Origin of the sequence: uncultured Paraglaciecola sp. (assembly GCF_963977085.1) — a bacterium.
GTDB lineage: Bacteria > Pseudomonadota > Gammaproteobacteria > Enterobacterales > Alteromonadaceae > Paraglaciecola.
This window is the reverse complement of the sequence record NZ_CAXBNC010000005.1, coordinates 298,730-311,421: the sequence shown is the minus strand read 5'-3', so window position 1 is coordinate 311,421 and position 12,692 is coordinate 298,730. Positions and strand designations below refer to the sequence as shown.

Sequence of the window (12,692 nt, the reverse complement as noted above, 5' to 3'; positions counted from 1 at the left end):
TGATTCAAGTGATCAGTTCTTAAACGATCAGTATTACGCCTTCGCGGGAATGACGTGTAATAACTTGTAAATTATTACCGTCTGCAATCTGTTATAAACGCTAACTCGGCAAGCGAGACATGACTGTCGGGAAATGGCACTAAGCACTCTTACAGATATGCTTAAAATGTTGATTTATTATTTTTTTTTACAATACGATGATTCAGGTTTAGGTGAATCAGGCTGAACCACACACGCCACAGTTAACTTTTTTAGATACCTTAAATGTTTGCCAAGTTGTAGCCATGGCATCAAACATCATTAATTTATTAACATTGGACTCGCCATAATCGCACAGTATTTTAATCACCTCTAATGCTTGCATAGCGCCAATGACACCTACTACTGGTGACATCACGCCCGATTCCACACAGCTTAAATTTTGCTCCCCAAAATAGCCACTTATACAGGCATAACAAGCAGAATGTTTCGCGGGTATTATGCTCATGAGCTGACCTTCCATACGAATGGCAGCACCTGAAACCAAAGGTTTACCTAAGGGGTAACATGCCTGATTAAGGGTATTTCTACTCGCCAAGTTATCAGTGCAATCTACCACTATATCCAGTGGCTCAATTAGCTCTTGGTAATCAACTAACCTAAGACGTTTTTGTATGACATGTATTTTGATATCACTGTTCATTTGCTCAAGTGATGCCTTAGCAGACAAACACTTATTGATACCAACATCGGCCTCACCATGTAAAATCTGACGCTGCAGATTAGATTTTTCTACCTTGTCATCGTCTATTAAGGTTATTTCACCCACACCGGCAGCAACCAAGTACTGCGCCGCAGCGCAACCCAAACCGCCTACCCCAACCACCAACACTTTGGCATTGAGGAGAATTTCTTGTTTCTCTAAATCGAATTTAGGCAACACTATTTGGCGGTTGTATCGCATGGCTTGTTCAGTGGTGAGTAATTGTTTAGGCACGTCGCAATTTTAATTTAATGGCTAACAAGAATGGATTTGTACCACTTGAATGCACCTCTCGCAATGCTCAAATTTTTAGAAAAGGTAGATAACGAACAGAAAGCACCCTAAATCGAATTAAGATTCCTTAATAAAAATTCCTGAAAACAACAAAGAGATAGGAGGAAGTGAAATCAAAGTGGTCATCGTCCTTGGTCTGCTATATTATCGAGCTATAGGACTTGCAACATTTATACACCTTTAGCCAATAGCAGAACTTTTCCCCCCGTTTGCGGCGCAACTTGTTGTTAACCAAGAATATGACTCCTATGATAATTTAGCCCAAAAACCCCGAAAGCATCTATTTCTCTAGCCGTATAAAGCGATATCATGACAAGAAAAATATTATCTTTGAAAGTCAAAAGACATAAAGACCTAAAACAAGTTGATGAGGTGGTCAAGGATGTCCCAATTGATGATCCAGAAAAGCGTTTTTTAAAGGGCGTAGCCATCAATCCTACCCAATGTATTTCCATGGAATCAGGTTCTGAACAACTCAGCACCCGTGCGATGGATCTGATCACGCCAATCGGAATGGGTCAACGTGGTTTGATTGTTGCGCCACCTGGCTGCGGAAAAACCACTTTATTAAAACATATCTGCCAAGCTGTGGGCAAAGCCTACCCCGATATCAAGCTTTATGCCCTACTCATTGATGAACGACCTGAAGAAGTGACTGATTTTACACGTAGTGTGCCAGCAAAAGTCCATGCCTCATCCACAGATGAAAGTTATGAACAACACGTGCGTGTGGCTAATAACCTTTTACGTATCGCCCGCCGAGAAGCGGGTGAAGGTCACGATGTCATGATAGTTATCGACTCTCTCACCAGACTCTCACGAGTACATAACGCAACACAAAAGAGCAGCGGACGTACTATGTCTGGAGGTCTTGACGCAAGAGCCCTAGAAATACCGCGAAAACTCTTTGGCGCAGCTAGAAAAATAGAAAATGGTGGCTCCCTAACGATCCTTGCTACCATACTAGTTGATACGGGAAGCCAAATGGATCAGGTGATTTTTGAAGAATTCAAAGGTACAGGTAATATGGAAATTGTGTTATCGCGGGAGATTGCTGCACAGCGTATTTTCCCTGCCTTGGATATTGCTAAAAGTAGCACTAGGCGAGAAGAACTTATTTTAGATGCCAAGGATATTGAAAAAATAAGATGGTTGCGACGCGCACTTAGCCATCTTAAACCTTTAGAAGGCGCGAGAACACTAGTCGAGTTACTTGAGAAATATCCAACCAATACCGAGTTGTTAAATTATTTTACGCCCAAAAATTGAACTGATACCTTTAAAATTAACTAAATGTAGTTCAAAGTGAAAGTCACTAGAAATACAATTAAGGAGATAGGCATGAGCGAACTACCAGAAGACAAATATTGGGGAATGCCATTAAATACCTACTGTATGTTACTTCATTTGAGTCAACTGGCTAGTATCATCATGCCTGGCTTAGGATTTGTTTTACCTATTGTAATGTGGGCAACCAATAAGGATAAAAATGAAACCATAGACAGGCATGGAAAAGTCACATTAAATTGGATGATCAGTTTATTCATCTATTCGCTTGTCTGCATAGTCTTGTGGATTGTCATAATAGGTATGTTAGGTTTTTTTGTATTAGTCATTATGAATTTAATATTCGCCATAATCGCAGCGGTCAAAGCGAATGATGGTGAATTATGGGTTTACCCCTTAAGTATTAAATTCTTTAAAGTTTAACTACGACCGCACTCTATTTAATACGCTCTTAGCGCGAGCAACCACGGGTGCATCAACCATTTTTCCTTGAAACTGGAAAACAGCCTTGCCTTGTTTGGCATGAATGTCAAAAGACTCAATCAGCTCTCGAGCGTGTAAAATCTCTTTTTCTGAAGGAATAAACCCCGTATTTAAAACCTTTACCTGAGAAGGATGCACACAAAAAGCACCAACAAAACCCAGTTTTCTGGCTAAGCTAATTGTTTCTTTGAAGCGCTCAATATCACTATAATCGGCAATAGATGCCGGAAACCCTAAAGGCATAATATTCGCCCTTCTGCACGCCATCAGCACTTGTTGATTGGGCAAAAATAATGCTTCTGGTATCGGCTCCATACCGGCTGAAGCAGCAAAATCTTCAGAGCCAATTGTCATCCCTAACAACCTAGGCGAGCTTGTGGCAATTTCATCCAAATGCGGCAACGCACTGACATCTTCAATTTGAGCAACTATACCCGTATGCCCCACTTGCATATTTAGTTCGACTTCAAGCTCTTCAATCACCTCAGCCAACAATTTTATTTGAACTGCGCTTGTGATTTTTGGCACAACAATAGCGTTAACTGAATTGCTAACGGCACACTCTAAGTCGCGAATCGCTAATCGAAGCGGCCCATTAATTCTCACCAGTACATCAGCACCGCCTTGTGATACCACTAAGGATGTAGCCTTGAGCTGTTTCCTTGCGGCGTCCTTGAGTGCCTTTGGTACACTGTCTTCAAGATCTAAAATATAGGCATCAGCCCCTCTTGTATGGGCTTTTTCTACAAATTTATGGTTATGAGCAGGTAAAAATAATAGCGAGCGCCAATATGGGGGCAAATTCATTGTTCAGGATCTCAAAAAGTGTGGATTATAGAAATTATGACTTTGGGTTACCACTATACCTCTGTTGATAAAGGACCTACAAATCTTGTTTATAGTCATTCACCTGCCCCAATATATAATGGTTATAAAATTAATGATTAAATTTTTTATGATTTGTCTCTTAATAGTCTATTCATTTTGTTGCATTATTCTTGCATATTACATAAGCGCTTATATAATTAACTATGTAACTTCCCTAAGACAAAAATAATGCAACAAGACTTCTTAAATGAACTGGCAGAATTGGCCCTCGGCAGTCGACTAAAACGTATGAGTGAGCGAATGTTAGCCAGCGCATCTGATATTTACCAAGAGTTTGCCATCAACATTAATCCTAAATGGTTCACCTTAATGGCTTTGTTGGACTCAAAAGATCAAAATCAACAAATACTGACCATAGTAGAAGCATCCAGTTTACTGGGGTTATCTCAGCCAGCGCTCAGTCAGTTTTGTAAAGAGTTACAAAAAGAAAAGTTAATTAAGATAGCTAAAGATCAATCTGATTCCCGTAAACGGATACTGACTTTAACCACACTAGGCCGCGAGCGTTTACAAGAAATGAAACCTGTCTGGGATGCGGTTCAACAGGCCGCCACAGATTTATGTACTGAACATAATAATGATTTTTATCGTTCTTTACTGTTGCTCGAAAAATCCTTTTCCAGTGAATCTTTACTGACCCGCACGCGACGTTATATCCAACAAACAGCCTTACAGACTCAAGTCATCATAAAACCCTTTAAACCTGCCCTTGCCCATCACTTTGAAACCATTAACAAAGAATGGATTGACGATATGTTTGTGTTAGAAACTATCGACAAACAAGTACTCGAAGATCCACAAAGCTACATCATCAACAAAGGCGGCAAGATTTGGTTTGCCGAGCATCCAACCCTAGGAATTGTCGGTACATGTGCGTTTTGGAATAAAGGTGACAACAATTTTGAGTTGACCAAAATGGGGGTACTAAAATCAGCAAGAGGACTCAAAGTAGGCGAAATTTTGCTACAACATGTATTGAGTGAAGCCAAGACACTCGATATCAAAAAACTGTTTTTGTTAACTAACGCAAAATGTGAAGCTGCCATACATTTATACGAAAAAAATGGTTTTGTTCATGACAAAACTATTATGCAGGATTATGGGAAAAACTACGCACGTTGTAACGTCGCCATGTTGTATCTTGGGCCTGATTCAACAATCTAACCTTGCAGCGACTCACGATAAACTTATGGTCTAAGCGCTGCGTCGCAATTAACTTATAGTGAATAATTAGTCAATTCACTGGATTTTTAACCGCCATGGCTACGGGGTTAAATTGTAATTCTCTTTAACGATTTTACTCATGGACAAACATCGCTATCGTCATTTGGCAAGTTAGTGCCAAGTAATTCCAGTTTATGTGCCGCATCAAATACGTCTCCTGCATTCGCATTAACAGTTCCAGACGTGGACACAATAATCAATCGGTCTAATAGATCACCCAATGGGCCGCGGCCCTGCAATTGTTTTATCGCGTTACGGCTGCGATCACACATAATGGCCTTGTTTACCCGCAGCCGTAACGAGGCTTCCATTAGCTGTAATGCATCTCGATAATTTGCAGTATCTACAATTTTCCCCTCCTCTGACAAAGCTGTTCTTAACCGTAGCGCTGCTTCGCGAAACATTGCAGACATAGCTAATGCAGACGTGTGAATCGAAGGGAAACGCTCATTCACTATTGCATCAACTCGTAAAATCAAAGCTTTCAATTGAGTATGAATTGTATTGCGTTGTTGACGGGTAGCAGGTGATTGATCCATGAGTATAGAAAACGTCTCTGGCGCTGCTATGGTTGACAACAAGGGTTGTAACGACAAGTTAGAGCTGGATTGACCACTCACAAAAGGGTCGATTACCCCATACTCTTGTAATAATTGCGGGGTAAAAGGGTTTTTCATGCCCACTTCCTTTTCATGGTGATTGGCCCTACCGATAGCAGCGTGAACATGCCCTAAAACGATAAGAAAAGCCACATCCTCTTTTGTTGGATCTCCCTGAGTTGTATAGCCAGCGGAAACACCTTCCCATAATTGTACGCTAGACGCATTTGAGTTATTTTGAGTTGCAACGGCTACTGAAACGTCGCTTGGAGATTGCGCTACGGGGGCAGCTTCAATTTCACAACTACTGATAAGGAAGATCATTAACAAGACGCCCACTCCCAGTGCGCTTGTTCTGTTTGGTTTGGTTTTTTTACACGTCATTAGTTCTGTTCCCTATTCGTGAAATATTTAAGTAAATATTGTCGCAGTATAAAAAACAACCCATTCTTATTTGATTTTTACAACGAGTCCTGAATTTTTATACTGATTAACTCTGACTGTTTCAGAATTCAATTCCCTGTGTTAAGCCTAAAACCAGATTTTCAATTATTGAGAAACCAAGAGGTCGCTTAGCAATTACATATGATTGATAATTACTTCAATAGCGCTGCTTCTACTGCAAAACATTGCACGTTTTCTGGCAAAGACATAGGAAACTATTTGTCACCATTAAACTCAAAACCTTCGCTTGTATAGTAACCCGCCTGTTGCGCATTAACTTTGCGTAAATCAGTGTTCTCAGTACTGCAAGTGACCAATCCTCACTAGCGGTGGACCAAAATATTCATACCCTATTTTTTGCTGTTAGCGTTACCAGTGGCTCCCATACCTAACTCTTTTGCGAGTGAAGCACCATGATCCAAACTCGACCTCCTTTAAATAGGAGGTTCCATAAAAAGGTCCTCTTAAACCATGCTGAAAATTCATGGCGACCTTCCAAATTACTTTTTGAGTAAATACTTGAGGCTTGTTGCCGCACTGTTGCTTCTTTGGTATTTCTCACCACAGATATCTCTTTTAGACTTAATCCTTTGAGCAACAAATAGGCGACTTGTTGTTCTCCCTTAGTCAAATCCCATTTTTCGAATTGCTGTTTGATGACTTCACTAAAATGCCTCCGTTCCTTGTTCATTTTGTCATTAAGTGAATGGATTTGTGTATCTGCATTTTTAAGCTGATTCGCTAATTTATCCAATTCTGTTGAACGTTTGCGCATGTCAAAAATCAAAAAAATCGCGGCTAACCCTGAGATTATGACAATCATTGATTCTTGGATCACGTGAGCGAGGGGCACTCCAAGTCCAATATCCACAAACACATCGATACTGTTTAACAACATGACACAGAATAAAACAACAGTGATTACTTTATCTTTCATCTACTAGCTTAACTCCCTTCTAACGTATATTTTTTAAGCACTTACTTGATTCATATCACATATGTTCGATGTATAAACTACTAACAAATGACATAGTTATATCAGGTAATTGAAGCATAAAGAGCAACATATGAAATTATACGTTTTGCCACTCGTTATGATGCGTGTATTGATGGGTATTGCGCTAGCGTCGACTTCAATGATGTCGAACTCAGTGAAGAGCAAAGAAATTAGTTTAACCGATGCCTTGCAGGCTGCAATGGAGAAACACTATCATCCTAACTCAAAAAATCAACTTGATTCAGCCGCGAGCGCTGAGAATTCGAGTTGGTTTGCTAATCATCCGTCTTTGTCATTTAGTTTTATGCAAAGTCAGGAAAATTTTGGCTCGGATGAAGCTGAAATTACGCTTAACCTTCCCTTAAAAACCAATAAACAAAGAAATCTTGAGCAACAACTTGTCCAAGGTCAGAACAATTCCAACAGCTATACAATTACTGAGGTGGCGCTACACTTCTCTATGCTTATCCGAGAAACACTAGGCGCTTACCAAGTAGATTATCTCCTGATGGAAAAAGCGGATCATAAGCTATCCGTTCTTAATAAATTGCAGCAAAAATTTCAAAATAGCTATGACACCAATACCGTCTCACTCTATCCACTGTTAACCATTAAAAAAGAATTATTAGATGCAAAAATCGAAAAGTTGAAGTATCAGCATAAAGCAAAAAATTGGCTAGACCGCTATTTAGAATTGACCGGTTTGACTATTTTGCCTAATAAGCTCACTGAACCACCTTATGTTAATGACCCCCAAGTTATAGAAAAGCACCCCGTAATAAAGTCTCTTGATGCCGCATGGCAGCAACAAAAGAAGCTACTAAAAGCGACCGACACGTCACTAACACCTTGGCATGTTTCAATATCCGCAAAAAAGGTCGACTCCCCTGACTTTGTTGATAATCAAATTGGTCTGGCAGTGGATGTTCCGTTATCTTTTACCAGCAATTCTTCACAGGCCACACACACTAGTTACTTTAACGCAATGAAGGAGTACCAGCTGGCCCGCGATCAAGCAGGTCTAACGATTCAATTAGCGCTTAAAAGCGCGCTAAATGAGTTGCAACTATTACAAAAACAGCATGCCTTTCTCGCTGAGTCCTTAAAGATTAGCCAGCAAATAGAACAATTAACTGAATCGATGTCCAGTTCAAATGCTTTGCAACATGATGTGCTGTTACGACGCATGTTAGAGGTTATCGATATCCAATCAAGTTACGCATTGAATCAAATAAAAATTCAGCAACTTAACTCCACACTTAGACAAATCGCAGGAATTCCACTATGAGTTTGACATCGTGTTTATTTATTATCTTCTCCCTGATAATTTTCAAATCAGTCAGTGCAAGCGAGCTAAAAGTGAATATAGCGACCTTGGGCGACTTGGAACTATCAACAGAACTCATTCAAAAAGTGGAACATTATCCTGGCACCCAATTAAAAGCAAAAGTAGAGGCAATGCCAGGTATGTCATTTACCCTTAAATCTCCAACAGATGTGCAGCAAACCGAGTACTTAGTATCCCAAGGTCAAACACTAAAGAAAAATCAACCATTTGTGATAATCAGAGGCGCAGAAGTATTTCATTTTTACACTGAATATCAGATAAAAAAGTCGCTTTATAAACTTGCGGAATCTCAATTTAAAAGTAACCAAGCTTTGTATACCCAAAAGGTCATAGATGAGCAACGCTGGATAGATATTAGCCAAGCTTATTACGCTGCACAGCTTGCATATGAAGAATATGAACACTTTTTTGAACATTTAATTGATGTTGATGAAAAGCAAGATGCGATCACCTTGGGATCTCCCATTGAAGGCTTATTTTTAAAGGGCTCAGAATTAAACATAAATGCAGGAGACAATATTGCTCAGTTTGTCCCTAAAGCAGCCATTCGTTTAAAAGTTGCTGTTCCATCTAACAAAGTAAATAACTTTTCTTATTTAACCTCATTCAATTGCCAACTTAAAATAGCGCAAATCGAAGCCGTAAGTAGCGGTGCATATGTTGCCGCTTGGTCGATGCCATTACCTGAACATGCAATTGGCGAATAGGTGAACAAATTACGGTGACGCCTTTTTATACTCAAATTGCCTACAGAGTGCCTAAACTAGCTATTTTTAGTTGGGATGCAGACCAGTATATTTTTGTGAAACAAGACTCGATGTTGGTTAGCCTTCAAGTCAACTTACTCTCCTCAGACGCTAACTACTACATTGTTCAACTACAACAAAGTGATAACCCATTAACAGAGGGCAAGATAGAAGTGCTTGTATCATCTGTCAGTGCCGTACAAGGTGTACTTTTGGGCTTAGGGAGCGAATAAGTGTTAACTCGATTATTACGATTTACCCTTACCCAGCGCTTGTTTGTACTAGTTCTAGGTTTAGCCGTTGTTTTTTTTGGCTTAAATGCATGGTTCAACATCCCAATTGATGCTTTTCCTGATATCTCACCAACACAAGTCAAAATCATTATTAAAGCCCCCGGTATGACCACAGAAGAGATTGAGGCACAGATTACTCAACCTATTGAAACGGAACTACTGGGCATACCTGCACAACAGATGTTGCGTTCAACCACCAAATACGCCATTACAGATATCACCTTAGATTTTAAAGAAGGCACCGAAATCTACTGGGCAAGGCAGCAGGTCACGGAGCGACTTGCTAATGTTTGGGATTCACTGCCCACAGGAATATCGGGTGGTATAGCGCCGATGAGTACTCCCCTTAGTGAAATGTTTATGTTTACCGTGGAAAATCCAGCCATGAGTCTGATGGAGCGCAGGCAATTATTAGATTGGGAAATCAGACCTTTGCTGCGCACAGTAAACGGTGTGGCGGAAGTAAATGTCCTAGGCGGTTATGCAAAGACCTATCAAATCAGCCCAGACCCACAAAAAATGGCAAATGCGGGGGTAAGCGTTGCATTACTATCTCAGTCCATTCAAGCAAATAATATCAACGGCAGCATTGGTAGACTGGACATAGGTAACGACGCAATTATCTTACGAACCGAAGGCCGCATTGACTCAATCACATCCTTGGAAAAAATGGTTGTACATGCTGCCAACGGAAACGTTTACCGCTTAGGAGACTTATCAACAGTCAGTATTAGCCATTTAGCACGTTACGGTTCAGTCACTCGAAATGGGATTGAAACCACAGAAGCAATTGTAATCTCATTGAAAAATGCCAACACGGCCGAAGTTGTGGACGGAGTAAGACAAAAACTGTCAGAGATTGCTCCCTCTTTGCCAAGCGGCACCAAGCTTAATGTGTTCTATGATCGCGCTAATTTAATTGATACCGCAATAGGCACCATCACTACCGCACTAGTAGCCGCCGTTGTATTAGTTATTTTACTGTTAGCGTTTTTCCTGGGTGATATTCGCGCTGCGATCACTGTATCACTGTCCCTACCCTTTGCTGCTTTGTCCACATTTATACTAATGGATCTGTATGGTCTTTCAGCCAATCTTATGAGTTTAGGTGGATTGGTGATAGCTATAGGTATGATTGTAGATTCATCTGTGGTGATCGTTGAGAATGTCGTCAATCAATTAGCCAAGAACAGCAAGCTACCTAAACTACATTTGATATTTAGGGCGTGTAAAGAAGTAGCTATTCCAGTAGTGTCTGGCACCATTATTGTTGTTATTGTGTTTTCGCCACTACTGAGTCTAAGCGGCCTAGAAGGTAAACTATTTACTCCTGTCGCCTTAACCATTGTTTTTGCAATGCTAAGTGCTTTGGTGTTGTCACTAACTCTTGTGCCCACCATTGCATCACTTATATTGAAAACTGAAGCCAGCAAAGAGCCAAAACTCGTGGCTAAAATTCAACAATACTATCAAGCGAGTTTAGAATCGACCTTAAGCAAACCAATGCCATTAATAGTCGTAGTCATTTTGGTCCTGATTGTCAGTGTTGGCCTTTTTACACTTTTAGGTAAAACCTTTATGCCCGTCTTGGATGAAGGCGACATCATAGTTCAGTTGGAAAAATCACCAAGTATATCTCTAAGTTCATCAACAGAATTGGATATGCAGATTGAAAAAGCATTGTTAGAAAACGTCCCAGAAATAAAACAAATTGTTGCACGGGTAGGTTCAGATGAAATTGGACTAGATCCTATGAGTTTGAATGAAACCGATATTTTTATGGAGTTATTCCCTATAGATGAATGGCGTTTCAGCTCCAAAGCAGAGTTAATTGAAGATATCCGCTCCGTATTATCACGCTTCCCAGGTATTAATTTTGGTTTTACCCAACCCATTCAAATGCGCGTATCAGAGATGTTAACGGGTAGTACTGGCGATGTGTCTGTCAAAGTGTTTGGTGCTGAAATAAACACTTTGTCCGAACTAGCGTCACAGATAAGTCAACTCATAAAAACCCTTGAAGGTAGCGTTGATGTCAATACCGCAATAATAGAAGGAGGACAATTTCTAAACGTTCGTCTAAAACCAGAAATAGCGATGCAATACGACATGACAGTAGACGATATGTCCATTTATCTAAGAGCTCAATTTGAATCAGTTGAAATTTCCAAGATCATTCAAGGCAAGAAAAAGACTCCCCTTGTTTTAGGCATGAATAAACAATTATCCACCAGTGTAGCCACGCTACACGAGCTTCAAAACATGACTATTTTAATGCCTGACGGATCATTGATGCCCTTTGAACACATTGCATTACTCGAGTTAAAGCAAGGCCCGTCGTTGGTTGAACGTGAAAATGGCAATCGTTTTTCAGTCGTCACCAGCAATGTAATCGACAGGGATATTGTGGGTTATGTGGACGAGCTACGACTACTGATTGATAGCCATTTAACTCTGCCTGCGGGTTACACACTTGCCTATGGTGGTGAGTTTGAAAACCAACAACGAGCAACTAACAACTTGTTAATGGTAGTGCCTATAGCCCTTAGTTTAATACTGCTGATTTTGTTTACAACATTTGGCTCGCTTCCTAAAGCATTGCTGATTTTATTGAACATTCCCTTTGCGTTAATGGGTGGCGTAATAGCTTTGTATATATCTTCAGAATACTTGTCAGTACCGGCGTCAGTAGGGTTCATTGCACTGCTGGGTATTGCGGTACTGAATGGGGTCGTAATGGTGAGTTACTTTGAACAAATCAAACTCACTATTACTGACATTTCACAACGAGTAATAGAAGGCTCCATAAGACGACTGCGTCCCGTATTAATGACGGCTACAACCGCAATGTTTGGACTAGCACCACTTATATTTGCCAGTGGACCGGGGGCTGAAATTCAAAAACCACTGGCTATTGTGGTTATTGGTGGATTATTCACCTCCACCATTACAACCTTATACCTATTGCCTCTGTTTTACATGCGTATGGAGAACAAAAATAATGCAAAATGATCAACTTCTATTAACTTTGATTGTTCCGATTGAATTAAAAGACGAGATTGTCGATACCTTAATTAGTCAAGAGCAAGTGAGTGGCTTTAGCTTAGGTAAGATTGAAGGTTACAGTCGAAATCACAGTCACTTTAATATTAGTGAACAAGTTGAGGGACATAGAGCCTTTTATCGATTTGAAATAATTTTAGAGAAGCGTCAACTTGATACCTTAAAGACTATGCTAAAAATAGTCTGCGGCGGTTCTGATATTCACTATTGGCTAGTACCACTTTTTGAAAGTGGCTCTTTAAATCCTTTACCTACGGAGGCAAATGCAAGCTAGAGGTAGAGTT

Annotated in this window: 12 protein-coding genes; 8 read left to right on the top strand and 4 right to left on the bottom strand. The window is 40.2% G+C overall.

What is annotated here, in order from left to right:
* Nucleotides 1-217 precede the first annotated feature (217 nt).
* Nucleotides 218-976: a molybdopterin-synthase adenylyltransferase MoeB gene (gene moeB / locus AAC000_RS08745; protein WP_339721873.1), complete on the bottom strand. Its 759-nt coding sequence runs from the start codon at nt 974-976 to the stop codon at nt 218-220.
* Between the two features lie 369 nt (nt 977-1,345).
* Here moeB and rho point away from each other — a divergent pair, with 369 nt between their 5' ends.
* Both rho and AAC000_RS08735 read left to right on the top strand, forming a co-directional pair.
* Nucleotides 1,346-2,305, top strand: coding sequence for a transcription termination factor Rho (gene rho, locus AAC000_RS08740; protein ID WP_339721871.1), 960 nt, complete (start codon nt 1,346-1,348; stop codon nt 2,303-2,305).
* A 72-nt stretch (nt 2,306-2,377) separates the two neighbouring features.
* The gene (locus tag AAC000_RS08735; protein ID WP_339721869.1) at nt 2,378-2,746 is read left to right on the top strand and encodes a DUF4870 domain-containing protein; all 369 of its coding nucleotides are present in this window, start codon (nt 2,378-2,380) and stop codon (nt 2,744-2,746) included.
* Here the strand turns inward: AAC000_RS08735 and AAC000_RS08730 are convergent, their stop codons facing one another.
* The gene (locus tag AAC000_RS08730) at nt 2,747-3,613 is read right to left on the bottom strand and encodes a CoA ester lyase (RefSeq protein ID WP_339721867.1); all 867 of its coding nucleotides are present in this window, start codon (nt 3,611-3,613) and stop codon (nt 2,747-2,749) included.
* Nucleotides 3,614-3,862: 249 nt separating this feature from the next.
* Here AAC000_RS08730 and AAC000_RS08725 point away from each other — a divergent pair, with 249 nt between their 5' ends.
* A complete protein-coding gene (locus tag AAC000_RS08725; RefSeq protein ID WP_339721865.1) occupies nt 3,863-4,858 on the top strand; it encodes a bifunctional helix-turn-helix transcriptional regulator/GNAT family N-acetyltransferase in 996 nt (331 codons plus the stop codon).
* A gap of 137 nt (nt 4,859-4,995) precedes the next feature.
* Here AAC000_RS08725 and AAC000_RS08720 read toward each other — a convergent pair whose 3' ends face one another.
* Entirely contained in the window at nt 4,996-5,901 is a 906-nt protein-coding gene (locus AAC000_RS08720; RefSeq protein WP_339721864.1) for a hypothetical protein, read from the bottom strand.
* 448 nt (nt 5,902-6,349) lie between these two features.
* Nucleotides 6,350-6,898 (bottom strand): LuxR C-terminal-related transcriptional regulator, encoded by a 549-nt coding sequence (locus AAC000_RS08715; RefSeq protein ID WP_339721863.1) that lies wholly within the window; start codon nt 6,896-6,898, stop codon nt 6,350-6,352.
* A gap of 130 nt (nt 6,899-7,028) precedes the next feature.
* On the opposite strand from AAC000_RS08715, the gene AAC000_RS08710 reads away from it, so the two are divergent.
* From AAC000_RS08710 to AAC000_RS08690, 5 genes are read left to right on the top strand one after another with little or no spacing between them, the layout of a single operon-like run.
* On the top strand, nt 7,029-8,246 hold the full coding sequence (locus AAC000_RS08710) for a TolC family protein (protein ID WP_339721862.1): 1,218 nt from the start codon (nt 7,029-7,031) through the stop codon (nt 8,244-8,246).
* Nucleotides 8,243-9,013, top strand: coding sequence for a hypothetical protein (locus AAC000_RS08705; protein WP_339721861.1), 771 nt, complete (start codon nt 8,243-8,245; stop codon nt 9,011-9,013). The genes AAC000_RS08710 and AAC000_RS08705 overlap by 4 nt, the downstream gene beginning before the upstream one ends.
* Nucleotides 9,014-9,027: 14 nt before the next feature.
* Nucleotides 9,028-9,285, top strand: a complete 258-nt coding sequence (locus AAC000_RS08700; protein WP_339721860.1) for a hypothetical protein — start codon at nt 9,028-9,030, stop codon at nt 9,283-9,285.
* Nucleotides 9,286-12,357, top strand: a complete 3,072-nt coding sequence (locus AAC000_RS08695) for an efflux RND transporter permease subunit (protein ID WP_339721859.1) — start codon at nt 9,286-9,288, stop codon at nt 12,355-12,357.
* On the top strand, nt 12,347-12,682 hold the full coding sequence (locus tag AAC000_RS08690) for a DUF3240 family protein (protein ID WP_339721858.1): 336 nt from the start codon (nt 12,347-12,349) through the stop codon (nt 12,680-12,682). The genes AAC000_RS08695 and AAC000_RS08690 overlap by 11 nt, the downstream gene beginning before the upstream one ends.
* Nucleotides 12,683-12,692 lie beyond the last annotated feature (10 nt).

What these genes read in the sequence shown, in the direction of transcription:
- rho (WP_339721871.1), top strand. Translation starts at nt 1,346, where the DNA reads ATGACAAGAAAAATATTATCTTTGAAAGTCAAAAGACATAAAGACCTA.
- AAC000_RS08735 (WP_339721869.1), top strand. Translation starts at nt 2,378, where the DNA reads ATGAGCGAACTACCAGAAGACAAATATTGGGGAATGCCATTAAATACC.
- AAC000_RS08730 (WP_339721867.1), bottom strand. Translation starts at nt 3,613, where the DNA reads ATGAATTTGCCCCCATATTGGCGCTCGCTATTATTTTTACCTGCTCAT.
- AAC000_RS08725 (WP_339721865.1), top strand. Translation starts at nt 3,863, where the DNA reads ATGCAACAAGACTTCTTAAATGAACTGGCAGAATTGGCCCTCGGCAGT.
- AAC000_RS08720 (WP_339721864.1), bottom strand. Translation starts at nt 5,901, where the DNA reads ATGACGTGTAAAAAAACCAAACCAAACAGAACAAGCGCACTGGGAGTG.
- AAC000_RS08715 (WP_339721863.1), bottom strand. Translation starts at nt 6,898, where the DNA reads ATGAAAGATAAAGTAATCACTGTTGTTTTATTCTGTGTCATGTTGTTA.
- AAC000_RS08710 (WP_339721862.1), top strand. Translation starts at nt 7,029, where the DNA reads ATGAAATTATACGTTTTGCCACTCGTTATGATGCGTGTATTGATGGGT.
- AAC000_RS08705 (WP_339721861.1), top strand. Translation starts at nt 8,243, where the DNA reads ATGAGTTTGACATCGTGTTTATTTATTATCTTCTCCCTGATAATTTTC.
- AAC000_RS08690 (WP_339721858.1), top strand. Translation starts at nt 12,347, where the DNA reads ATGCAAAATGATCAACTTCTATTAACTTTGATTGTTCCGATTGAATTA.